General features: G+C 46.3%; 23 protein-coding genes and 1 riboswitch. Of the genes, 8 read left to right on the top strand and 15 right to left on the bottom strand.

Features of this window, described 5'->3' with window-relative positions:
• Positions 1-88: 88 nt before the first annotated feature.
• The 6 genes from ACQ76X_RS25820 to pnuC form a co-directional block, all read right to left on the bottom strand.
• Positions 89-760 carry a YdeI/OmpD-associated family protein gene (locus tag ACQ76X_RS25820; protein ID WP_438496614.1) on the bottom strand — a complete coding sequence of 224 codons (672 nt, stop codon included), beginning with the start codon at positions 758-760 and terminating at the stop codon, positions 89-91.
• Positions 761-969: 209 nt separating this feature from the next.
• Entirely contained in the window at positions 970-2,373 is a 1,404-nt protein-coding gene (locus ACQ76X_RS25815; RefSeq protein WP_438496613.1) for a phytase, read from the bottom strand.
• Positions 2,374-2,525: 152 nt separating this feature from the next.
• The gene (locus ACQ76X_RS25810; protein ID WP_438496612.1) at positions 2,526-2,942 is read right to left on the bottom strand and encodes a VOC family protein; all 417 of its coding nucleotides are present in this window, start codon (positions 2,940-2,942) and stop codon (positions 2,526-2,528) included.
• A gap of 160 nt (positions 2,943-3,102) precedes the next feature.
• Positions 3,103-4,494, bottom strand: a complete 1,392-nt coding sequence (locus tag ACQ76X_RS25805) for an amino acid permease (protein ID WP_438496610.1) — start codon at positions 4,492-4,494, stop codon at positions 3,103-3,105.
• A 163-nt stretch (positions 4,495-4,657) separates the two neighbouring features.
• Positions 4,658-4,738: riboswitch (glycine riboswitch) on the bottom strand.
• A 117-nt stretch (positions 4,739-4,855) separates the two neighbouring features.
• Entirely contained in the window at positions 4,856-5,866 is a 1,011-nt protein-coding gene (locus tag ACQ76X_RS25800; RefSeq protein WP_438496608.1) for an AAA family ATPase, read from the bottom strand.
• The gene (gene pnuC, locus ACQ76X_RS25795; RefSeq protein WP_438496607.1) at positions 5,863-6,540 is read right to left on the bottom strand and encodes a nicotinamide riboside transporter PnuC; all 678 of its coding nucleotides are present in this window, start codon (positions 6,538-6,540) and stop codon (positions 5,863-5,865) included. The genes ACQ76X_RS25800 and pnuC overlap by 4 nt, the downstream gene beginning before the upstream one ends.
• A gap of 320 nt (positions 6,541-6,860) precedes the next feature.
• Here pnuC and ACQ76X_RS25790 point away from each other — a divergent pair, with 320 nt between their 5' ends.
• Positions 6,861-7,889 carry a helix-turn-helix domain-containing protein gene (locus tag ACQ76X_RS25790; protein ID WP_438496605.1) on the top strand — a complete coding sequence of 343 codons (1,029 nt, stop codon included), beginning with the start codon at positions 6,861-6,863 and terminating at the stop codon, positions 7,887-7,889.
• Between the two features lie 61 nt (positions 7,890-7,950).
• On the opposite strand, the gene ACQ76X_RS25785 is transcribed toward ACQ76X_RS25790, so the two are convergent.
• The 8 genes from ACQ76X_RS25785 to ACQ76X_RS25750 all read right to left on the bottom strand — a co-directional run bounded on the left by ACQ76X_RS25785 (position 7,951) and on the right by ACQ76X_RS25750 (position 14,649).
• Entirely contained in the window at positions 7,951-8,847 is an 897-nt protein-coding gene (locus ACQ76X_RS25785; protein WP_438496603.1) for a sensor histidine kinase, read from the bottom strand.
• Positions 8,848-8,869: 22 nt separating this feature from the next.
• Positions 8,870-9,631 carry an ABC transporter permease gene (locus ACQ76X_RS25780; RefSeq protein ID WP_438496601.1) on the bottom strand — a complete coding sequence of 254 codons (762 nt, stop codon included), beginning with the start codon at positions 9,629-9,631 and terminating at the stop codon, positions 8,870-8,872.
• Entirely contained in the window at positions 9,624-10,547 is a 924-nt protein-coding gene (locus ACQ76X_RS25775; protein ID WP_438496599.1) for an ABC transporter ATP-binding protein, read from the bottom strand. Before ACQ76X_RS25775 ends, ACQ76X_RS25780 begins: the two co-directional genes overlap by 8 nt.
• A gap of 83 nt (positions 10,548-10,630) precedes the next feature.
• The gene (locus tag ACQ76X_RS25770) at positions 10,631-11,323 is read right to left on the bottom strand and encodes a response regulator transcription factor (protein ID WP_038598076.1); all 693 of its coding nucleotides are present in this window, start codon (positions 11,321-11,323) and stop codon (positions 10,631-10,633) included.
• Positions 11,324-11,572: 249 nt separating this feature from the next.
• Complete coding sequence (locus ACQ76X_RS25765; protein ID WP_438496598.1) at positions 11,573-12,304, bottom strand: SMI1/KNR4 family protein; 732 nt, start codon at positions 12,302-12,304, stop codon at positions 11,573-11,575.
• 84 nt (positions 12,305-12,388) lie between these two features.
• The gene (locus ACQ76X_RS25760) at positions 12,389-13,366 is read right to left on the bottom strand and encodes a phosphotransferase enzyme family protein (RefSeq protein WP_438496596.1); all 978 of its coding nucleotides are present in this window, start codon (positions 13,364-13,366) and stop codon (positions 12,389-12,391) included.
• A gap of 20 nt (positions 13,367-13,386) precedes the next feature.
• Positions 13,387-14,064 (bottom strand): hypothetical protein, encoded by a 678-nt coding sequence (locus ACQ76X_RS25755; RefSeq protein ID WP_438496595.1) that lies wholly within the window; start codon positions 14,062-14,064, stop codon positions 13,387-13,389.
• Between the two features lie 252 nt (positions 14,065-14,316).
• Positions 14,317-14,649: a helix-turn-helix domain-containing protein gene (locus tag ACQ76X_RS25750; protein WP_076111852.1), complete on the bottom strand. Its 333-nt coding sequence runs from the start codon at positions 14,647-14,649 to the stop codon at positions 14,317-14,319.
• Positions 14,650-14,785: 136 nt separating this feature from the next.
• On the opposite strand from ACQ76X_RS25750, the gene ACQ76X_RS25745 reads away from it, so the two are divergent.
• The 5 genes from ACQ76X_RS25745 to ACQ76X_RS25725 are packed head-to-tail and all read left to right on the top strand — an operon-like array spanning position 14,786 to position 19,063.
• On the top strand, positions 14,786-15,493 hold the full coding sequence (locus ACQ76X_RS25745; RefSeq protein ID WP_438496592.1) for a lantibiotic protection ABC transporter ATP-binding protein: 708 nt from the start codon (positions 14,786-14,788) through the stop codon (positions 15,491-15,493).
• A 1-nt stretch (position 15,494) separates the two neighbouring features.
• A complete protein-coding gene (locus ACQ76X_RS25740) occupies positions 15,495-16,223 on the top strand; it encodes a lantibiotic immunity ABC transporter MutE/EpiE family permease subunit (RefSeq protein ID WP_438496591.1) in 729 nt (242 codons plus the stop codon).
• A gap of 1 nt (position 16,224) precedes the next feature.
• Complete coding sequence (locus ACQ76X_RS25735) at positions 16,225-16,983, top strand: lantibiotic immunity ABC transporter MutG family permease subunit (protein WP_438496590.1); 759 nt, start codon at positions 16,225-16,227, stop codon at positions 16,981-16,983.
• Between the two features lie 29 nt (positions 16,984-17,012).
• On the top strand, positions 17,013-17,675 hold the full coding sequence (locus ACQ76X_RS25730) for a response regulator transcription factor (RefSeq protein WP_438496589.1): 663 nt from the start codon (positions 17,013-17,015) through the stop codon (positions 17,673-17,675).
• Positions 17,663-19,063: a HAMP domain-containing sensor histidine kinase gene (locus ACQ76X_RS25725; RefSeq protein ID WP_438496588.1), complete on the top strand. Its 1,401-nt coding sequence runs from the start codon at positions 17,663-17,665 to the stop codon at positions 19,061-19,063. The genes ACQ76X_RS25730 and ACQ76X_RS25725 overlap by 13 nt, the downstream gene beginning before the upstream one ends.
• Positions 19,064-19,209: 146 nt before the next feature.
• Here the strand turns inward: ACQ76X_RS25725 and ACQ76X_RS25720 are convergent, their stop codons facing one another.
• Entirely contained in the window at positions 19,210-20,136 is a 927-nt protein-coding gene (locus tag ACQ76X_RS25720; protein ID WP_438496586.1) for a LysR family transcriptional regulator, read from the bottom strand.
• Positions 20,137-20,270: 134 nt separating this feature from the next.
• Between ACQ76X_RS25720 and ACQ76X_RS25715 the strand changes: the two genes are divergently transcribed.
• Together ACQ76X_RS25715 and ACQ76X_RS25710 are read left to right on the top strand one after the other, a co-directional pair.
• A complete protein-coding gene (locus tag ACQ76X_RS25715; RefSeq protein WP_438496585.1) occupies positions 20,271-21,281 on the top strand; it encodes an alpha/beta fold hydrolase in 1,011 nt (336 codons plus the stop codon).
• A 22-nt stretch (positions 21,282-21,303) separates the two neighbouring features.
• Positions 21,304-22,488 (top strand): MFS transporter, encoded by a 1,185-nt coding sequence (locus ACQ76X_RS25710; RefSeq protein WP_438496584.1) that lies wholly within the window; start codon positions 21,304-21,306, stop codon positions 22,486-22,488.
• Positions 22,489-22,524 lie beyond the last annotated feature (36 nt).

The raw sequence follows: 22,524 nt of genomic DNA, 5'->3' as shown, positions 1-22,524 counted from the left end.
CTAGCAATATCAGTATATGAAGAAGAGAAGCCACTCTTTATGCGGAGTGGCTTCGATTCTATTATGTGCGCAAGGATGACAGTTCTATTTACGGCCTGTCTCTTCGGTAAATATCGATGCTTTTATACCCTTCACCCAGAATCTTCTTCATTTCCGCCCGCCGTTTTTCTCTAGTCTCCTCTTGTACAGCGCTGTATACATAACGGGCCCAATCCTTTCGGTAGCCGGGCGTAAGGGATTGGTAAAAAGCCAGTGTCTCCGCACTATCCGTCAGATCTTGCTCCACAGCAGGGATCATAGAGGTGTAATCGTCCACACGTTGACTTGGCTTTGAAGATGCATCCTTGTTCTTCCGCGCCTCCTCTTTGAATCCGACAACGGTAAACACCTCATTTAAGCCCACCATACGCGCAAACTTCAGGTTGCTCGTGCCAATATAACCGTCCTCATCGGCTCCTACCCCTTCAAAAAGACTGTCTCTGTGAATGTAGGCCGGATAAACCTTATTCCCTTTTTTGGGATAAGCGGCGAACAAATAGCCGCCTTTATTTAAATAGTTGTGATCAATCACTTTATGGACAAGATCCTGTAGCGATTCCATATTAAGCACATAAGCAAATATCAGATCATAACTGCTGGCTGTTAATTCAGTATCATGCTCTGCTAATCCCGCTAAACTGTCGTCATTCTCTGGTCTGTACAATACAGCAACCTTTTTGAATTTGTGCATATTTAGCTTTTCTACAATTGTTTTAGCCATATACGGACCCCCGTTAAATGTTGTCTTTATTTAGGGTTGCATAACCGTTGCCTTTTTGCAAGCCGGGGGGCTTCTGCAGCCCCGTAGGAAATATCCTCCTTGCTGAATAAATCAAAACAGCCCCCAAGACCCCTGAAATGTGGAGTTGGAGGCTGCTTATGAGAAAATGTTCTTTACTTTAAAACTTGCACGTTAGCTGTTAACCAATATTACTTCGCGCTGCGGTCCACAAGTTTACGAGGATCCACTTTGTTGTCCATCAGAAGCGGAGTCTTTGCACCTTTAGCAATTTGATCCCAAGCTACTACTTTAAAGTTTTGGTTAAGCTCTTTGCCATTGTTGATGTTGGAATCATCCTGTGCGATGAAAATGCCATAAGGGAACTGTTCGCCCAGTCCGAACCCGAGCACATCAATACCATCAGTTACTGAGGTGCCATCGGTCAATGAGCCATCGGCGATTTTGAAGCTAGTAAGGTAAGCGTTATTGCCTTCACGGTCATATATCGCGTAGCTGTCACTGCCTTGGCTGGAGGCGATTAAGTAACCTTTGCCGTCGGCACCATAATAGAGAGTCAACCCTTCAATATCATCCTGCAATCGGCGTCCATCCGCAATATCGACAGTGGATAGAGGTTTTGTACCGCTGTCAGGCTCCGCATCATATTTGTATATCGCGTAATCCTCTTCCGCTATATACATCATGCCATACTCATCATCAGCTACCATTCCTTCTGATTGCGTAGCCAGCTTAAACTCGCGAACGAGCTTGCCTGAAACTTTGCCCTTCCCATTCTCAGTCAGCTCATATTGCTCAAATTCGCCTTCTTTACCCAGCACCAGAGCGTAATACTTATCCGATTTCAGGCTATGGTAAAGGCTGAATCCGTATACCTCTTCCATCTTCGCTTTAATGGGCTCTGCTACGATGTCAGTCAACTTCCCGGTTGCCCCATCCATGGAAAAAATATCGATCGTGTTCGTAGAACGGTTCGTCGCACCAACAATATCTACTTTTTTATCGCCAAGCTGAAAATCATAACGTATATCAATATTATTCATTTTTCCTACTTTATAATTTTGAAGCTCCTTGCCGTTCAAATCATAGACGAGGACGCCTCCGCCTTTGTTCGTGGCAATGATTTTGGAATTCGCCGGGTTCGTAGAATCGAGCCAAATGGCCGGGTCATCGGCTGCATCCTCGCCATCTTCAACGGCTGCCGTCTCTACCTGAGCGGTTACCGGATAAGGGGTGATGATATCCGCGGAATTGATAAACTTTGCATTTTCCGCCAGAATAGCTTGAAGCAGCTTGGAAGGAATGTACATCTTACCATCGACTAATTTGACCTCCGCTGGAAGCTCGCCTGCTTTACCCGCTAGACGATATTCCTTATCGCCTGCCGTGAACGTGCCTGCGAATCCGTTCTTCAGCTTGACCAGTGCCGACTTATCGTCACTATCCCAAGTGATAGTTGCTCCGATCCCATCCATGTGCTTGCGCAGAGGTTCATATCCTTTTAGGTCTGAGGCGGATGCTGCGTTAGTTGTTGCGGCAGGAAGTAGAGCGCCTGCAAGGAGCAGCGTAGATAGTACAGTTTCCCATGTTTTCATTGATGTTCAATATTCCCCTCTATTGTTAGTAATTGCTTAACTATAGAAGATGAGTGTAAAAGAAGTATTAACGGAAAACTACGCCTTTGTAAAATTTACAATGTAAATTCAAGATAGTATTTGAATGCACTCATTGTTCCAGACTGCCACTATTATTTCTCAGCAGGGAATTTGCTCATATCCATATACAGCACATTCCAGCGATGACCATCCAAATCAGCAAAACCTGCACCATACATCCAGCCCTGGTCATGGGGTTTGCCGTAAATGCTACCGCCAGCCTTTACCACCTTCGTTACCATTTCATCCACTTCTTCCTTGCGATCTGCACCAATTGTAAACAATACTTCAGTGCCTTTCGTTGTATCTGCAATATTATTTCCGGTAAATCTTTCGAACGTGGATTCTGTAAAAAGCATCACAATAACATTCTTGTCTCCGATGACTAGACTAGCTTTATCATCAGCATTTCCAGGTCCTTGATTCAAGGAAAATCCAATCTCCGTAAAAAAACCTTTTGATTTGTTGATATCTTTAACAGGTAGATTAATCCATATTTGCCCCGCCATAGTTATCCCTCCTGATAAATGAAATTATGTCCATTTTCATTTATAAGAATAACTGCCGGAGTTGCTTCTTGGAAGGTGATATTGAAGAATTTCAATTTTTTCGCCTAAAAAATAACTAAGGCCTGAGGTAATCCCCTTTTCTATTAAAAGAATGATCGGGTCAGGCATCCATGGGATGTGATTCTGTACTGATTATTTTGCTGCTTCTTTCCCGCTTTCTCCGATTCGTCGAATACAAAACAAATAATAGAATAAACCATAACGGCGTCAATAATAAGGCCGGACGTGTTTCTTCAGCAAAAAGCATAATAATGAGTATGATTGCAAACAACGCTAAGACTACATAATTAATAAATGGGGTGAACGGGGCTTTGAATTTTGACTTCGCCTGCAATTCCGGCTTTGTTTTCTTATACCGCAAATGGCAGATCAGAACGATACCCCAAACCCAGATGAAACAAATGGCACTGATGGTTGTCACGATTCCAAAAGCAGTCTCCGGAATCAGCTTACTCAAAAGAGCTCCCACAGATAACACAAGCGTGGAGATGAAGAGCGCATTGCTTGGGACATGATTTCTATTCAGCTTTGCAAAATTGGCTGGAGCCTGGTCATTCCTGCTCAAATTATATAGAATCCGGCTTGTTGAGAACATTCCGCTGTTACAGGCAGACGCGGCTGAAGTTAATACGACAAAGTTAATAATTCCAGCAGCAATCGGTATCCCCACCAAACTAAACGTTTTAACAAAAGGACTTTCTGCGGGATTTAGTTCTGTCCATGCGTTGATGGATAATAAGGCGATAATGGCACCCACGTAGAAAAATAGAATTCTCAACGGGATTTTATTAATCGCGGATGGGATGGTTTTTTCTGGATTGGACGTTTCCGCTGCCGATACTCCCACCAATTCCACACCGACAAAGGCAAACACAACCATTTGAAAGGAAAGTAAGAAACCTGAAATCCCGTTCGGGAATACTCCCCCATGCGCCCAAATATTACTGACAGTAACCGTTCCGGAAGCTGTTTTGAATCCTATCACCAGCAGGATTGCCCCGATAACAATCAACGCGAGAATAGTCACTACTTTGATTAAAGCAAACCAAAACTCCAATTCGCCAAAACTTTTTACAGTTAATAAATTGAGCCCTAATAAAATGATTAAACAAATGACGGCAGGGATCCATTGCGGAATATCAAACCAATATTGTACATATACGCCAACAGCTATAATATCCGCCATAGCCGTCATGATCCAACAAAACCAATAGGTCCATCCGGTTACAAATGCTGCCCGCGGTCCAAGATAATCTTCGGCGATGTCTGTAAAAGATTGATAACCCGCTTTCGACAACAGAAGTTCTCCCAAGGCCCTCATAACAAAAAACACGGCAATACCGACGATTAAATAAGCAAAGATGATGGATGGTCCTGCGAGTTGTATAGCTTTACCTGATCCTAAAAACAATCCGGTCCCGATGGTCCCCCCAATTGCAATGAGCTGAACATGCCGATTCTCTAGATCTCTCTTTAGTTCTTGTGGTGCCATGTGAAACTCCCCCTCTAAATCTAATAATTCTTTGTGAAATGATGAACAAGTAAAAATGACAATAAAAAAAGAGACTGGATACGCTCCAATCTCACGGTTAAAAGAATATTAAATAAAATACATTCATTATTCTGACGCTTATCAGAATAACAAATGAATTATCCAGTACTCTTCTGTCCTTTTGCCTGAGATTGTGAACCCTTCGGCGCCGGGGAATCCCCACGGTCTCTCCAGAAGCTGCTCCTGCTATAGTGTGATCCATAGCATTCATAGCTTAGAAATTATTTGATTATAGGATCATAACTTCATTTAAATATTTTTCAATACTAATCATAGTCAAAAGTTTTGTCAATAACATTAATTACCACCGTGCTTCGCCAAAATAATTATGATAGGGCTTGAACGTTGCCAGCACTTCGTCTACCTTACCCATTCGTTCCTCCAGGCTTCCCCGAAGTGTGATGTAGGGAATCCGCCGCGCCTTCAAATCTGCAATAATTTGCTTATGGAAAATATGCCGCTTCTGATTCCCGCTGCGGTCCCATGTATCCTCGTAAGGAATATCGTCGTCGCACAGGAAAAAAAGGTCGTACCGCTGTGCATTTTCCAGGGCGATCCGGGTTAAGCGTTCAGGAGCCCGGCCGTGGTAATCCAGGGCAAACATATAAGTCGTGATCGCATTGGTATCGACAAAAAGATATTTATCCGCTTGCAGTAAAGCCCGCTCTTCCCGCTCCATATGGCCGACAGCAATTTCATCGAACGCCTCTAAGCCAATTCTGCGGTCCACCTGATGCTCCGTCCAATAGTCGCGCCCGTATTCGCTCGCATAGGTTGTGCGATACCGCCGGGCCAACGCTTCGGTGATCGTGGATTTGCCGGTAGACATCGCTCCCACAAAAACCACTTTTGTTATTAAATCCCGATACACGCTATCGCTCACATATTGCCGGTACTTGTAAGGATCCGAACGGACCATGGTAGCTGAAATCTGTACCTGCCCGCGGGCTTCATCCACCCGCCGGTCTACTGCGCCCAAAGCGATGCTCATATGCTCTCCGTAAAACTCGCTGGAGTAGAAATGCGTCACTTGCTCGCCTTTCAGTAACCCCAGAATATATTGCTCCTCCCTTATCTCATGCTCCCGGTCGTTCGAATACCCGTCGGGACCGTCCCAGGCTTCAATCACCCGCACCGCCGGGTAGAGCTTGCGAATCCAGTTGGCCCGGATATGCAGCGGGATCGGGGTCACCGTCGTCTCATAGATCACTACAATCAGTTCATCGACCTCTTGCAGCGCCGTCTCGAACATGAACTGATGCCCTTTATGCAGCGGGGCAAACTTCCCGAGCGTTAAGCCAAGTCTCTTCATGCTGATACCTCCCTGGCTCCCTTGTTCCAATTGTAGTAGCCGTATACAGCGTTAACCAGATACGCGCTCCACATGACGATCATCAGCAGGCCTTCACCGCTCCCCTCGAGCATTCGAATCACCCACAGCAGCACTGTGAACATATTGAGGACAATATAGACCAGCCATTGTTCCTTGAATCTTCGAACCATTAAAAGAGTTGCGACAACGGATAACACCGTCGTAATGGCATCAATATAAGGCGAATTCTGCCCTGGTATGAACGATAAGCCCAGGCCCAGCAGCAGGCTGCCTAATACGCAGACCGCCCCCACAAGGAGCAGACGCTTGAGCTCCAGCTGACGCATGGACAGCTTGCCGTTAGTCCGGTTATTTTTCCACATGTAGAAGCCGACCACATTCATAGGAACAAAGAAAAGCAAATTTAGCATAACCTCTCCAAACAAACCGTTGACGTAAGCCAAGTATGCATAACCAACGGTATTGTACATCCCAAACACATAACTCATCAGTTGTCCCTTCGCCGCGAGCACCACGCACAGCACCCCGGTGATAAAGACCGTAAATCCGAATAAAGAATCCTTAGAAATCACCGTAAACCCAACAGCAATTGAAGTAAACAAAACCAGCCAGGTCAATTCAAACAGGTTCCAACCGCCCCATGATTTATTCACTTTCATCCCCTCTGCTTTCATCCAATTTGCGCACTATAAAGTCAGTTCACTCTTACTTTCATTTTGATAATAACATATTGTTAATATCATTGGAAGCAAAAATGTACACTTAATGATCGAATGATCCAAAAGGGAGGCTCATGCTGGTATTGCTGCTTAACAATATCGGCGGCGATTGCTTAGGAACGCAGTTGTGCCTTGTGGTCGCTAATGTAACTGATAAGTTAACTCGTTTAACCACGCGGTCATTGAGGAGATTTCAAACAACAAGATATAATGCAAGGGACTAGTCGAACTGATAAAAATTGGAGGGTATCCAAATGAATATTGAGATCGGAAAAAAAATCAAAACCCTACGTTTGCAAAAAGGAATGACTCAGGAAGAACTTGCAACAAAACTGAATATATCATCCCAAGCCATATCCAAGTGGGAAAACAACGTAACCATGCCTGATATTCAAATTCTTCCTGATTTATCTGTGATTTTAGGGGTTACAATTGATGAACTATTTGCATTAACTGATGACACACATGTAGAACGTATTGAAAATATGATTAGTACCGAACATTTTATTTCCAAGGATGATTTTAGCTATGCTGAACAATTTCTCAAAGAAAGGCTAACTAATGACGAAAAAAAGTCCCAATGTCTCACATTGCTGGCTCAGTTACACATTCATCGTTCAGAGGAGCACCGTGAATTAGCTTCCCATTATGCCAAGGAGGCACTGTTGTTAGATCCACATAAAAAAAGTAATCATAACGCTTTGCGGGATGCGGAGAATGGAGTCATTTTTGACTGGAACTTCTCTAATCGCCATAAACTCATAGAGTATTATAAGAATTTCGTGCCTAATCATCCAGACTATTGGAAAAGTTATGTATGGCTTATGAACTACTTAATTGCAGATGGCAGATGCACTGAAGCAAAAGAAACTCTAGAAAGCTTGAACGAAATCCGCCCAGGTTATTTATATCAATTATATGGAGGACTGATCTGCAAGGAAGAAGGCAATCTTTCTCAAGCATTAATTCTTTGGGAGCAAATGACTGAATTGCATCCTCATGAATGGCTTGCATGGTCCTCTAGAGGAGACTGCATGGCTAAGCTTTGCAGATACGACGAAGCCATAGAGTATTACTCCAAAGGTTACGAACTACAGCCAAGTCCAAAATATACAGATGCATTGGAAGCCATTTATCATATATATGAAATCCAAGGAAAATATGAAAAGGCCATTGAAAAGCTGCAAGAAATAATCGCACTGTTGGAAAGGGATTGGAAAACTACAGAAGGTAAAACCGTTGATTTTTATCGTGGAGAAATAGAAAATTTTAAGAAACTGTAAATAAAGTGGCATGAACGACTAACTGCATTCCCCATTGATTGGCTAAATCGGTGTCCCGTGATCACAGCTTCCAGCGGCAGGTCATCTTTAAGTTGCCCCGGTGCAGCTCCGCTGTCAGCGTACCGTTCATCTTGTCCATCAGACTTTTGGCGATGGAAAGACCAAGTCCCGATCCTTGGCCGGATCGGGTACGGTCGACCGTGTAGAAGCGATCAAATAGCAATCTCACATCGGTGTCGGATAACTCCTTCGCTTCGTTAATGATCGTAAACTCGGCAATCTCAGGCATTTTTTTGAAACGGATTTCCACATGACCGGTCGCATGCTTGACAGTATTGATAAGTAAATTCTCAACGACCCTCCGCACGGCTGATTCGTCGGCATATACGGATACCTCTCCCTCTGGCATCCGAATGTCCGGCGTAATGCCCCGTTCGTTGAACCGGTCGTAGAAACCGACCAGAATGTCTGACAGGAGGACAGTCATTCCGATCCGCTCGGTCTTAAGCTGATAATCGGAAGATTCGATTAGGGATAACTCGAAGAAATCGTTCAATAGTGCTTGCAGCCGTCTCGTGCGATTTTTAACAATGGTAAGGTATTCGTGCTTCTCCTCAGGCGTAATAGGCTCTGCTTCCAGCAGTTGAATATAGCCAAATATGGAGGTGAGCGGAGTACGGATATCATGGGAAATGTTCGCAATCGCCTGCCGCAGCTCATTCTCGGTTCGTCTTCTGCGGGCCTCCGCGTCGACTACGAGATCGGACTGGCGATTAATTTGACCTGCAAGCGTTTCGAGCCTTTGGTCAAATAGAGTCACGTCTATTTTTTTACCGGTTGTCCGTTCATTATAGCGGCGAAGTTGCTCCGTCATCCGCCCCAGCTCCCGCCTCATCAGCAGCAGATGGGCAAGCAGGAGAGCCGCCACCGTAACCGATATGAGCGTTAGGATAAGCAAGACTCTCCCGCCCCTCTCATTATTATTTAATTTCCTTTCTGCGGAACACGAGAATACCGAGTAGCCCGGATACGACAATCGTCAGCACTGGCACGAGCAGGAGCGCTGGCAGATCGCCGCTGGCAATACTGGGCTTGCCGATATCGTTCATCAGCTTGAAGATAGAATAATCATACACTGTAGTAAAGAAAGGGATGTACTCACCCAAGCCCCCCAAAATCGTATCAATCATTAGGAAGAAAATCATCGAGAAGCCGATCGTCTTGCCGCTTTCGGTGAACACGGCAGTCAATAGCGCCCCGATTGCCGCATAGCCTGCAGTGTAAAGCAGTGTTAGTCCGAGGGCCCGCGGTATGAAGGACGCGTCAAACCCCTCCGGCAAATGGCCGAAACCTGAAAGTAGTGAAACTTCGGTCGTGCTTACGATCGGGAATACCAGAGAGATAGCCATGGCTCCGACCGAGAATCCGATCAGTTTGGCGGCGAACAGCCGCCCTCTATCGTTGCCCGACGATGCGATCGTCTTCATGACACCCGTCGCATATTCATTGGCGATGAAGAATCCGGCCAGCGCTGCTACGCCGAATTTGATCACATAGCCATTGCTTGCAATAAATTGAATCAGAAACTCGGCTCCTGTGAACTGCGGCTCTCCACTCGACTTATGGTCAAAGTAGTAGAGCAGTGGATAGACCAGTGAAAGAATGGCGGATATTAGCAGCAGCACGCGGAACGACCTGTCCTTACGCAGCTTAAACAGCTCGGATCTAATCAGATTATACATGCCCGGCACCCCCGATCCGCTTCATGAAATAGCTCTCCAGGTCTTCGCCCATCGGCATAAACTGCTCAATTTCCAGACCTGCGGAGAATAGCGTCGAAGATACTTTACCTGGCTGTTCGATATTGCCAAACAGCTTAATCGCGCCATCGGGCATCACTTCGAAATCATTGGTGCGGAGCTCGTTCTGAATAACCGTTGCCACCTTGTCCGGATCATCCGCTTTAATAAACACGTACTGCTGACATTTATCATTTAATTCCTGGGCAGTGAGCTGCTCCAGCAACTTACCGTTATGAATGATGCCGTAATGGCTTGCCAGCAAATGCAGTTCGCTCAGAATGTGGCTGGAGATCAGAATCGTTATCCCTCGTTCGTGGTTAAGCTGCTTGAGCAGCTCGCGCATTTCGATGACGCTCATCGGATCGAGCCCATTGGTCGGCTCGTCCAGAATTAGAAATTCCGGATCGCTTAGCATGGCGATTGCCAGACCCAGCCGCTGCTTCATGCCCAGCGAGAAATTCTTCACTTTCTTCTTGCCCGTTCCCTGCAGTCTGACCAATTCCAGCATCCTTGTGACGCAGTCTTTGCCGGGGATGCCTCGGAGGAGCCGGTTCACCTCCAGATTCTCGGCGGCGGTCATGTGGGGGAACAACGAGGGGCTCTCAATAATCAGACCCATCCGCTTACGGGCCTGGGTCAACGCCCGCTCGTCGCTCGCGCCAAACAGCGCGATACTTCCGTCGGACGGAAAAGCTAGTCCGGTAACGATGCGCATCAGCGTCGATTTACCGGCTCCGTTCCGCCCAATAAAGCCATATATGGAGCCTTTGCGGATAGATAAATTCACTTTATCCAGCGCTACGCTGCCTTTGAACTTCTTAGACAATTGATTCGTCTGCAATACATATTCACTCATTGTAGTCTTGGCCTCCCTTATGTGATAGACCAAGTATAGAAACGAAAACTTAAGAGGAGCTAAAGCCAATCCTTAAGAATGTCTTAAGGCTTTAGCCGATAGCCCATGCCCCATACCGTCTCGATAAATTCGCTGCCGGGCGCAGCCTTCGCAAGCTTGCTCCGCAAATTGCTCATATGAACGTTGACCGTATTGTCGTCTCCGTAATATGGCTCATCCCATACGCTTTCGTATAGATTTGCTTTCGTGAATACCTTTTTCGGTGCCGATAGAAGCAATGTGAGAATCTCATACTCCCGGGCGGTCAGCGCAACCTCTATCCCCTCTGCCGTCACCGTTTTGGAATCGTGATCGAGCACAAGTCCCTTATGCTGCAGCACGCTCAGCACAGCCGGCGGAGCAATCTGCGCAAACCGGCGCAGATGGGAATCGATTCGCGCCGAGACTTCCTCGATATCGAAAGGTTTCGTAATGAAGTCGTCCGCACCCCCGCGCAGCGCTGACACTTTGGTCTGCTGCTCACCCTTGGCCGAAATGATAATGACTGGCACGCCTCCCCGCAAGCGGATCCATTTAAGCAGCTCCTCGCCCGTCATTCCCGGCAGCATCAAATCTAGCAGTACCATGCTCCATTCCCGTTGCTCCAGATAGAGTAGCGCCTCCGTTCCGGAAAAGGCAGGCTGTGGCACATAACCGCTTTTTCGAATAATGCTGCACAGCAGCCGGCTGATGTCATTGTCGTCCTCGGCCACGAGAATATTTATTGAATTATCCATCTTTTCTCCTTGTATTATCCTTAATCGGCTGTCATTTAGTTGTTCTATAGCCTATATGATAGACGATTTTTACCTCTATTTCCAGAATAGCCTTCCTGATGCGGCCCTTTCGGTGTTCGCTGGAATCCGGTGGTTTTTTATGCTTTTCAAATGTTCCACGTGGAAATTCGACTCCGCTGTGATGAACATGAAAAAGATCAACCGAGCCCGGTTTTTTCGACCACAATACAATCTACCCGCCTCATAAATCTATTGCTTCAAAAATTCATCCACACTGATTTGCTGTAATTCATAATCCGCACCGATGGCTTTTAATTGGTCCTCTATGTTAGCGGAACCCCGAGCAATGCCCTTGTACACGAGTAGAGGTACCGCCTCTAAATAAGTTTTCGCCAGCGCATAATCGCAGGAGAATACCTTTTTGATAAACACCAATGTTTTTATTTTGTCGGTGCCCGGGCCTGTAATGAACACTTTGTAGTAATCCAACCGTTCGTCTTCGCCCATCTCCCATTCCTCCTCAATACCCCTAGGAAGTAAGACGCTGTGAAGAAATTCGATAAGATTATCATAAGCAACGGAGAAATCCCAAGAACCCTCTCCATGCCCTGCAGTATAAATCACGGTATCTCCTCTGGAGAGATCCAAGCAATACGGGTCGCCTTCATCCGACGCAATAACGAGATAGTCGCGCGGCCAATCGGTAATGACCTCTTCCGTAACGGGATTATAATTGTAGCCTGATTGGCCTTCAACCAAGTCCTTGGCGCCGTAAATAAATAGATTGATATATTCATCCGTGCTCCAGGAGACTGATTCGGGAACATAGTGATTCAGAAAGTAGATGTACTCATCGGGCAGATTCCATTCCCCGGAGACGGTGCGTATTGCCTGCTCTTCCGCTTCGGTTAGCAGCTGCATCGGATACTTCGCGTAAAAATCGGGGTTTTGCTGCCTTGTCTTCTCTAAAGCTGATTGCATTTCCTCCAAAACGTTGTCTATTCCTTGATAAACGTTCTGCATTAAGATCACCACTTTTATTAAGAATGGATTGCTTCGATTGAATTAAAAACTGTAGAAAACCACTTCACCGTTTAGGAAGGGTTTGCAATAATTCTTAATCAAATCTGGCATTTGTTTACGTATCCACATATGCTTATCTTGGTTACTTACCAGAAAAGCGTAGTAGGCAAATATCACCAAAAATATGAAACCCTCTAGCTGTTCAGTGTCTATTTTTCTGGAAATGATAGTAGTGTAGCCGGCTAGTAGAGCGTTTCGCAATTCTCCTTCAGTCAAAAGGGCACCCATAGCGATATCCATCGCGTAATATCCAGAACCCGACAAGCCAAAGTCGATGAACGAAATCCCCTTTGGTGTGAGGATTAAGTTACTATAGTTGATGTCTGCATGGATGAATCCCCATGTCTCCATCGTTTTGCTCAATATTTTAATACGATCATTGATCAACGAAAATGTATTTTCAAGAATATAAAAATCCTTGGTAGCGATAATACCCATTTCTTCACCGGATCGCAATTTGGTCAGCATGGTATTTGTCCACTCTATTTCATATTCGGGCCTAATAAAACTTGAACCCTGTTGATAGCGCATTGAAAACTGATGCAAATAGGCAATACGCGTCCCAAAGGTACGAACTGTCCCCTCACTGTTCAAGTCTTGCTTGGACATGATTTCCCCAAAAATCCATTTTAAGACGGAACAGTGCACTTCTTCGTGTTCAATGACAACAGTTGTTACCAGTTCACCGTTTAAATTCGGAACAGGGATTTGAACAGGTAATTCGGAATGAGAAGACCAAGCTAACAGATATTCCAACTCCGATTGAACAGCCTCACGCGTATTATGTACACCCTGCATGTTTTTTGTAATGGGTTTATGCATCCGCAACAAGTACGTGTCTCCAGAACACTTTTCTGTGACCTTGTATGTGATGTTCTCGTTATGACGGATCAATTCCACGAAAGGGTCAATAAAAGAATACTTCAGTAAGACTTCCTTAAAACACTTCGTATAATCCATAGAATATCCCCCTAGTTACCCTATTCTTCTTGGAAAATCGCCTTAATCCCCTCTAGTTCCCGGGGCTTAATTCCGTTCTCACTAAGTACAACCACGGAATCGGCCCTTTTCCAGACAAGAATTTCTCCATTCGTATCCCAACTAATAATATCCTCAGGGAAACCTTCCACCTTTTTTAGCCCCAGCAGTTTGACTAATTCACCATACTTGTTCTCATCCACAATCTCATAGTAGTCTCTATATGCGTCTAACTCATATTTATAAACGGTCTGCCATTTCCCTTTGTTGACCTGATTCAGCATGGCTGAACTCTCTATATGGGTCTCAAAATTGTTGCATTTCAAGTCGTATCCCTCATAATATCTGCCTTGCTCATCAATTGAAAATATCTCTTGATACAACGTATCTGCACAATTAAAGTGGCGTATGACGATATCATCCTCCGGTTCCATTACGATTAATCCGCTCTCATGTTTAAAATCGCCCCGGCAAGGCCTCTTATGAAGAATTCCATATACGATAGGCTCCAAATAGGCATAGAGTGTAAATCCGCCGAATCTTGTTTGGAAATCTATTAACGGATCTGTAGGCATGATTCTTGCCGCTTGAAAGGCATTGATTATCTCCTTCTCATCCTTAACAGAGTCTTTCCATTCGGAGTGTGCAAGATAATCACAAGCTCTTTTTGATAAAACCATATCGTCACCCTTTCCTTATTCGTAATTTAACAGCTGGAAGGTGAAAAAGGCGAGGCAGCTTGCTCCCACGCTTCTAGCTTCAATATATATACAACTATACCGTATCTCGCCACTTGAAGATAATTCAGCACCCCGGATACCTCAATACTTAAAGAAGGGGCCAAGTAAAATCAAGAAACGCAAAAAAGAGGCCGTTATCCCCTATGCCGGGTATACGCCTCTGAATGGTTAGGTCGCGGCCATACTTTTGTTTCATAATAATTCTTTTAGTACATTTTTAGCCAGCCGTATCTTCTCATCATTGGCATCACGAAGTAAAGCCACAATGTCTTGAATATCGCTCTCTGCTGATGTAACGATGAAATCTTCATCCAGATATGCAAACAACTGTATTAAATTCACTTCAAGGGATTCCGCAATCTTATTTAAATTCAGCAAAGATACGTTTTTCTCCCCACGTTCAATCTGCCCTATGTATGAAAAATGAAATCCGCCTTTCTCACCAAGAGCTTCCTGAGACAAGCCCCGCTCTTTCCGAAGAGCACGAATACGGGTTCCTACGAGCTTTAAGATTTCCTTATCCATTACGGTATTCACCTCTCCATGTCAATCCTGCACTATTTATAGATTACCTCTTAATCCTTCTGGTGTATCCCCCATTATCCTTACAGAATCCTTAGAATCTCCCCTTACACTGTGGAAGTGGAAAGGATGATATAATATGCGGGACATTATTTTAGAAACCCAGAATCTTTGCAAGAGCTTCAAACATCAACCAGCCGTCAACAAAGTATCGTTAGCAGTACCGAGTAACTCGATCTATGGGCTCTTGGGGCCGAATGGTGCAGGCAAATCGACAACGCTCAAAATGATCGCAGGCATGCTGCGCCCCGATTCCGGGAGTATTCGTATTCATGGGCATGAATGGACACGGAAGGATTTAAGCGAGATTGGCGTATTAATTGAGGCGCCACCGCTCTATGAGAATCTGACTGCTAGAGAGAATCTTAAGGTGCGTACGCTTGCCCTCGGACTGCCGCAGTCCCGAATTGAGGAGACCCTCGCCGTTGTGGATTTAACCGATACCGGAAAGAAACGTGCCGGACAGTTCTCCATGGGCATGAAGCAGCGGCTGGGAATCGCGATTGCGCTCTTGAACCAGCCGAAGCTGCTGATTCTGGACGAACCGACCAACGGGCTGGACCCCATCGGGATTCAGGAGCTGCGGGAGCTGATCCGTTCTTTTCCCGGGCAAGGAATCACCGTCATTCTGTCGAGTCATATTCTCTCCGAAGTCGAACAGGTAGTGGATCAGATCGGAATTATCGCCGGGGGTGTTCTGGGGTATCAGGGAGCCGTTCCCCACGGGCAAGAGCTCGAAGCCTTGTTCATGCAGGTCGCCGCAGCCAACCGAAGGGCTGGTGAATAACATGCTTTGTCATATTAGGGCTGAACGTTTAAAATGGCGGGGCACCTTTATCCCTAAGCTTGTCTGGCTAGCACCTGTGTTCACGATGCTCCTTTGCGCCATTTTAATGGGCGGACGCTTATTTCAAAGCGGGGCTTACAACTGGTGGTACACGATGCTCTTGCCCGGGGCGCTGACCCTTACCTGTTCACTGGCTCTACATAAGGACGCCAAGATGAAATACCGTGGACTACTGGCTCTGCCTGTTGATCTGAAGACCCTCTGGACCGGGAAAATAATTGCCTGCGCAGAATGGCTATTAGTCACTATCCTCCTGTTCCTGGTTGGCATTACTTTCGGCGGAATACTGTTCGGCCAATCCATTCCGCCGCTGAACAGCATGGCTGGCAGCTTCCTGATCTTCGTCACGTTTCTGTGGCAGATTCCATTGTGTCTGTTCCTGGCTGCACGACTCGGATTATTCGCCGCTGTTCTGCTTAATATGTTCGGTAATGTCATGGGTGTCGTTGCCTTCGATACCGGTGGACTGTGGGATTTTATGCCTTATACTATTACTGCCAGGCTCATGTGCCCGGTTCTGTCTATCCTGCCGAACGGTCTCCCCGTACCGGTGGACAGTCCGCTGAGAAGCACGGAAATGATTCTTCCGGATGCCCTGATCTCCCTGGCCTGGTTCGGATTGCTCTCCCTCCTTACTGCGCTATGGTTCCGTAAGCAGGAGGCGAAGTAACATGGCTTCACTACTGGGATTGCTGAGGGCGGATCTGCTCAAAAGCCGGCATACGCCGTTTCTGCTAATTCATCTGCTGGTTCCTCTTATCGGAGCTGGCGTATTCTTAGCGTACTATTCGTACTCCCCATGGAGTGCAACCGACAAAGCTCTGGCGTTTATGCAGTCTCTAGGATGCGCATTTCCTACCCTGATCGGGCTGGTCTGCTCCATGTCGGTGGAACAGGAAGCGGCTGCAGGACAGTTTCAAAGCATGCTTGCTATACCCGCAAACAAAATTACAACCTATATAAGCAAGCTGCTTCTCCTGCTGTTGTTTGGCTTTGGAGCACTCCTGTTTGCTTACAGCCTTTTTGGCCTGGGTTTCGGCGGGATTCTGCAGCAGGACAGATTGGGAATGCCCTTTTACATCACCGGGGCAGTTATTCTGTTTGGCAGCAATATGTTTCTCTACCTTCTTCATCTCACAGCCAGCCTGCGCTTCGGAAGAGGCGCTTCCATCGGGGTAGGGATTGTGGGGAGTCTGGTCGCCGCCTTAATGCTCACCGGGCTGGGTGATGCCATCTGGCCGTATATTCCCTTCGCATGGGGCGTCCGCTTCATCTCGCTGTGGACAATCCATGCCTCCGGTACCACAGTAACCCCCGCTGTATCGGGGCTGAGCGCCGGAATTACGGTCTGGCTGCTGGGAACAATACTGGCTGCTCTTCTGTGCGCTGCATGGTTCCAGCGGTGGGAGGGACGATCAACCGATAATTAGACATACAACTTACAATCGAGGGAACGAATATGGCAAAAATACTCGTGGTAGACGATGAACCCGCCATCCTGTCGCTGATCCGCAACGCGCTTATTACTGACAATCATCTGGTGACAACGATCTCTGATTCTACACAGGTGTGCCGGAATGACCTTGGCGCGTATGATCTTATTTTGCTGGATGTGATGATGCCGGGTGTGGACGGCTTTACACTTTGCCGGGAAATACGCGCGGCGGTGGATTGCCCGATCCTTTTTTTAACGGCCAAAACACTGGAAAGCGATCTGATGTACGGCCTCGGACTGGGGGCAGATGATTATATTGTGAAGCCCTTTGGCATAGGCGCGCTGCGGGCTCGGATTGGCGCCCACCTCAGGCGGGAAAGCAGAGAGCGGCGGAATGTTCTATATCTGGAGAATGTACACTTCAACCTCTCCGGTAAAGAACTGTTGGTCCAAGAGGACAAAGTGCCTCTGACCAAAAGCGAATATGAAATTTGCGAATTTCTGGCCCGCAGCCGCGGACAGGTCTTCTCCAAAGAACATATTTATGAAGCGGTCTTCGGATTTGACGGAGCAAGCGACCGCAGCGCCATTACGGAGCATATCAAGAACATCCGCGCCAAGCTGAGCAAATACGGGATCGACGCGATTGAGACCATCTGGGGGATTGGATATAAGTGGAATCTGTGAAAAGAATCAAAACAGTGCGCCTTCGCACCTTTTTCCTGCAATACCTCTTGTTCTTAAGCACAGGGACGATTCTGCTGCTGGTGCTTGTACTTGGCTTGTTCACACTGGCGTTTTCCTCCAATATTATACTGCCTGCTAACTATGCCGAGAAGGAGATTGCTGCGTTCAAGGAGCGTCTTGCCTCAAGCAGAACAGTGACGCCCGATAGCGTTCCGGGAATGGTAGATTATACGGTTTTCACCCAGGAAGGAGAACTTCTCGCCGGTAATCTGAGCCGGAGTGAAGCAGCACATGCCTGGGAGATTATACAGCAAGGCAATACTCAGGACTCTCATTTCTATACAACCGCCCTGCACGGACAGGAGATCTGGATATTCCGGTATAGCTTAACGCCGCAGTATGCATCTTCCTTACTGCGCAGCTATCTGCCGAATCCTCAGTTGCTGGGAGTGCTGCTCTTCATCTTGGGCATTTTGCTCCAAGCGGCCTTGCTTGCCGCCCGGTTCGGCAGAAAACTCACGGAGAAAATGGCAGGATTACAGGAAGCGACAGAGAACATCCAGCGTGAGAATCTTGAGTTTACCGTCAAGCCCAGCGGTATCAGCGAAATCGACGATGTGCTGTTCTCACTGGACCGGATGAAAGAAGCCCTGCACACTTCACTTAAGCGGCAGTGGGAGCTGGAGCGTTCCCGCAGAGAGCAGATTTCCGCGCTGGCCCACGATATCAAAACCCCGCTTACCGTCATTCGGGGAAATGCAGAGCTGCTGCAGGAGACGACACAGAATGCTGCCCAGCTGGAATATAACGGATACATTCTTCGCAGCGCCGAGGATATTGAAGCCTTCGTACAAGAAGTTATTGATCTGTCCAGCATGCAGGCCAGCTTTGTTCGTCAGAAATCGCTGGTAAGTACAGCGGAGATTCTTGGAGAATTAGAGCTGCAGATGAAGGCTATGTCCTCCGGCAAGGACCTGCATACGCATGTCCAGAAGGATACTCTTCCTGCATTTCTCTTTATAGATAAGGAGCTGTTTCAGCGGGGAATCGTCAATGTGATCGCCAATGCGGTCGAGCATACGCCTGCGCTGGGGAGCGTTGCTTTGCTGATCCGGGGGGATGACGCTGCTGTCCATTTCACAGTCACGGATACGGGGAACGGCTTCTCGCCAACCGATCTGAAAGAAGCCGCCACCCAGTTCTACAGAGGGGACCAGAGCCGAAGCTCCGGCAATCATCACGGGATGGGGCTGTACATTGCCGAGTCCGCCGCCCAGCAGCATGGAGGGAGCTTAACTATAGCAAATATGTCATCCTCCGGTGGAGGGAAGGTAACTATGAGCATTCCTGTTTCTACGGGAGGCAGGGATGGTTATGAGCAGGAGTAACGAACAATTGTGATACGGTTCAGTGTGGTGGCTGTAACGGCAATATTTTGTTTTTGGAATAATAATAAATTCACTGCACAGTGAAGTGAAAAACGCCCCATTGAGTCATGTTCACATCCACCCATACAGGAATGAAAGATTCTAAATCACCTTCCTTTTGAAGATAAGGTTTCTACTCCACCCGAAGATTTCAAAAATGTTTCTCTGGTCAAGCTCAAAAAGGCTTCGATTGCAGGCGAGATCCACTTCTCTTCATGCCAAAACATTTGGGTTGCAAACGATGTGGCGGTCAAATCCCACGGCAACGGAACCAGTTCTCCCCGATCCACTTCTCCTATCACGGCCATTTCAGGCAAGATGGCAATGCCCATTCCTATTTTCGCGCATTGTTTAATAGCCTCAGCACTGTTAAACTCCAATTCGGTAATTCCCCCCATGCCCTTCTGTGAAAGACTTCGATCAAAAAAAGTGCGATAGGAACATCCCTTATCCGTCAACAAAAAGGTCTCGCCATGAAAATCTTCAATGGCCAATGCAGTACGTGCAGCCAAAGGATGATCTGGTGATACCAATAGATAAAAGGGCTCATCCAGCATTTTTTCACCGCAAAATCCTGTCTCGTCCTTGTCCTCATCCAGCATAAAAATAATGTCAGCGTCCCCTTCACGCAAGCTCTGTTTGAGGTTCGAATTAGCCAGCGGTCGAAACATTAACCGAATCCCTGGATAGCACAAACGAAACTGGCGCAATACAGCCGGCAGCCGATACGTACATAACGTTTCATCGGCACTTATGACTACCGTACCCGTCAATTCGCCGGATTGCTTGACGGCATGCTGTGCTTCTTCAACCACACTCAATATGTTATCTGCATAACGCAGGAACTTTCTCCCTGCATCGGTCAATGTCACATTTTTACCCAATCTGTCCACCAACTTGACACCCAATTCTTCCTCTAAGGCCTTCATTTGCATCGTAACCGTTGAAGGGACATAGTTCTGCACTTCTGCAGCTCGGGTAAAGTTGAGTGTGGAAGCAAGCGTATAAAAGGTTTTTAATTGGCGCAATTCCATCACATTTCCGCTCCTTAATTCAAAAAAAATGAACGTTATATTCATGAACGTTTCTTTGACTTAACAATAGCAGCATCGTAGAGTGATGACAAGGAAGGCAGTCCCTACTTTAGCTATGAGAAGGAGTTTTTTATATGAGAGATTATGATATTTATGAACTAGGAGATGTTCTGCTGCAATCCGGCAACACTCTGCCTAATGCCATTCTCGCCTACAAAACATACGGCATGCTAAATGCAGCCAAAAATAATGTGATTGTATATCCCACCTGGTTTGCCGGCTTGCATACTGATAACGAATGGTTAATCGGACCTGGCAAGGCACTGGATCCAGAAAAATATTTTATTATCGTCCCTAATATGTTGGGCAATGGACTCTCCTCCTCGCCAAGCAATACGCCATCGCCCTATCAACAAGCAAATTTTCCACTGATCTCAATTTATGATAATGTGCGGCTGCAGCATCAACTGGTGAATCAAAAGTTCGGTATTACAGAAATCGCCCTCGTTGTAGGTTGGTCACTAGGCGCTGTGCAGACCTTTCAGTGGGGGGCAAGCTATCCCGATATGGTAAAACGAATCGCTCCATTCGGCGGAACTGCCATGACCCGGCCACATACAAAGGTTGTATTTGAAGGAATGATCGCTGCCCTTCAGGCTGATTCTGCTTGGAAAAATGGTTTTTACACGCAGAAACCGAAAACGGGATTGGCAGCCATGGGTCGAGTCTACGCAGCTTGGGGGTTCTCTCAGGCTTATTATCTAGAGCAGCTCTATCAGCAAGAGGGCTATCCCACACTGGAGGAATATCTCGTAGATTACTGGGATCAGGTATTTTTGACCTTTGACGCTAATGACCTGATCACCATGTTACGTACCGGCATTACAGGTGACATTAGCGCTAATTCGATGTATAACGGTGATTTTAACCTTGCATTAAGCAGGATAACTGCACGCGCCCTGGTTATGCCGGGAAGTACAGACCTTTTCTTCACTCCCCAGGATAGCAAAGTTGAAGCACAACAGATACCAAATGCATTCTTCCTCCCTATTGAATCCAAGTGGGGGCATTGCGCAGGCATTGGACAGCATGAACCAGATTCCGTATTTATAGATAAAAGTCTAAAGAGTTTCTTGCTTGAATGAAACTGAGGAGGAGCGGATTAAATTGAAAAATAAGTTGATTATATATGTCCTGGCACTTGCTGTTTTTCTAATCGGGACCATTGAATACATTATTACAGGAGTCATTGAAATGATCGCCGTGGACTTAAGGGTATCTACTTCCGAAGCAGGTTTACTGGTGACTGTATTTGCTCTGGCAGCGGCCATTGTTGCTCCGATTCTAATTGCATTAACAATCAATATGGATCGCAAGAAGCTGCTGATGGCTGCCCTCAGTGTGTTTATTACCAGCAACGGGCTTATGCTTGTAAACCTTTCTTACGAAGCATTACTATGGGTACGAATTATTCAAGGGGCTAGCGGAGGAATCGCTACGGTAGTAGCCATGGCAGTAGCGACACGACTCGTCGAAAAAGAAAGAAGGGGCAATGCCATCGGTATTATTTTGATGGGGCTCAGTAGTTCGTTAGTTCTGGGTGTTCCAGCTGGTACATTTTTTAGCGAGAGGTTTGGATGGAGAGTTTTGTTTATTTTGATCGGTATCATAAGCGTTCTTCCATTGTTTATCATCTATAAAAAGGTTCCTGCAATCAGAGAAGAAGAAGCTGTTACCCTCAGGATGCAGCTCTCTATTATAAAAGATTCAAAAATTGTAACTGCCTTGGCTATTACTTTATTTTATATTGGTGGTTACTCTACGCTCTTTACTTATATTACACCTTTCTTGCAAGCCGCATCCTCTCTTTCCATAACCGAAATTAGCGGTGTTTTATTCCTAGCGGGAATTTGCAGCTTCATCGGATCTAAGGTGGGTGGACAATTGGCAGATACAAAGGGATCGAAATTCACAATTTGTATGGGACTCCTGTTACAGGGAGCAATGCTCCTTTTATTCACTCTAGCTGGTGTCAATATCATTGTACTAATCTTAGTTTTAATGATCTTTATGTTAGCAACCTGGAGCATTTCCCCTGCTCAGCAGCTATTTTTGGTCACTCTGGTACCTCGAAATCCAGACATTGCCCTGAGCGTAAATACTTCCTTCATCCAATTTGGTTTTGCGCTAGGATCTGGATTAGGCGGCCTTGTCATCAGTCGTACCTCTGTTCTGAATTTGAATTGGGTAGGTCTGGCTGCTGTAAGCGTTGCACTACTTCTTGCCATCTTGCTATTCAACAAAAAGAGCAGTGGGATTGGAACGTCTACTGTTACTAAAGAAAAATATTAAATAGCTCCCTGTTTGGAACAGGAGTGTGGAGCGGCA

The organism is Paenibacillus sp. IHBB 3054 (assembly GCF_051594305.1).
Lineage (GTDB): Bacteria > Bacillota > Bacilli > Paenibacillales > Paenibacillaceae > Paenibacillus_AQ.
The sequence above is the reverse complement of the archived record's forward strand: the minus strand, read 5'-3'. Positions and strand labels throughout refer to the sequence as shown.

What these genes read in the sequence shown, in the direction of transcription:
- ACQ76X_RS25760 (WP_438496596.1), bottom strand. Translation starts at nt 13,366, where the DNA reads ATGGATTATACGAAGTGTTTTAAGGAAGTCTTACTGAAGTATTCTTTT.
- ACQ76X_RS25750 (WP_076111852.1), bottom strand. Translation starts at nt 14,649, where the DNA reads ATGGATAAGGAAATCTTAAAGCTCGTAGGAACCCGTATTCGTGCTCTT.
- ACQ76X_RS25735 (WP_438496590.1), top strand. Translation starts at nt 16,225, where the DNA reads ATGGCTTCACTACTGGGATTGCTGAGGGCGGATCTGCTCAAAAGCCGG.
- ACQ76X_RS25765 (WP_438496598.1), bottom strand. Translation starts at nt 12,304, where the DNA reads ATGCAATCAGCTTTAGAGAAGACAAGGCAGCAAAACCCCGATTTTTAC.
- ACQ76X_RS25730 (WP_438496589.1), top strand. Translation starts at nt 17,013, where the DNA reads ATGGCAAAAATACTCGTGGTAGACGATGAACCCGCCATCCTGTCGCTG.
- ACQ76X_RS25810 (WP_438496612.1), bottom strand. Translation starts at nt 2,942, where the DNA reads ATGGCGGGGCAAATATGGATTAATCTACCTGTTAAAGATATCAACAAA.
- ACQ76X_RS25815 (WP_438496613.1), bottom strand. Translation starts at nt 2,373, where the DNA reads ATGAAAACATGGGAAACTGTACTATCTACGCTGCTCCTTGCAGGCGCT.
- ACQ76X_RS25740 (WP_438496591.1), top strand. Translation starts at nt 15,495, where the DNA reads ATGCTTTGTCATATTAGGGCTGAACGTTTAAAATGGCGGGGCACCTTT.
- ACQ76X_RS25745 (WP_438496592.1), top strand. Translation starts at nt 14,786, where the DNA reads ATGCGGGACATTATTTTAGAAACCCAGAATCTTTGCAAGAGCTTCAAA.
- ACQ76X_RS25720 (WP_438496586.1), bottom strand. Translation starts at nt 20,136, where the DNA reads ATGGAATTGCGCCAATTAAAAACCTTTTATACGCTTGCTTCCACACTC.
- ACQ76X_RS25755 (WP_438496595.1), bottom strand. Translation starts at nt 14,064, where the DNA reads ATGGTTTTATCAAAAAGAGCTTGTGATTATCTTGCACACTCCGAATGG.
- ACQ76X_RS25780 (WP_438496601.1), bottom strand. Translation starts at nt 9,631, where the DNA reads ATGTATAATCTGATTAGATCCGAGCTGTTTAAGCTGCGTAAGGACAGG.
- ACQ76X_RS25805 (WP_438496610.1), bottom strand. Translation starts at nt 4,494, where the DNA reads ATGGCACCACAAGAACTAAAGAGAGATCTAGAGAATCGGCATGTTCAG.
- ACQ76X_RS25775 (WP_438496599.1), bottom strand. Translation starts at nt 10,547, where the DNA reads ATGAGTGAATATGTATTGCAGACGAATCAATTGTCTAAGAAGTTCAAA.
- ACQ76X_RS25790 (WP_438496605.1), top strand. Translation starts at nt 6,861, where the DNA reads ATGAATATTGAGATCGGAAAAAAAATCAAAACCCTACGTTTGCAAAAA.
- ACQ76X_RS25820 (WP_438496614.1), bottom strand. Translation starts at nt 760, where the DNA reads ATGGCTAAAACAATTGTAGAAAAGCTAAATATGCACAAATTCAAAAAG.
- ACQ76X_RS25770 (WP_038598076.1), bottom strand. Translation starts at nt 11,323, where the DNA reads ATGGATAATTCAATAAATATTCTCGTGGCCGAGGACGACAATGACATC.
- ACQ76X_RS25715 (WP_438496585.1), top strand. Translation starts at nt 20,271, where the DNA reads ATGAGAGATTATGATATTTATGAACTAGGAGATGTTCTGCTGCAATCC.
- ACQ76X_RS25800 (WP_438496608.1), bottom strand. Translation starts at nt 5,866, where the DNA reads ATGAAGAGACTTGGCTTAACGCTCGGGAAGTTTGCCCCGCTGCATAAA.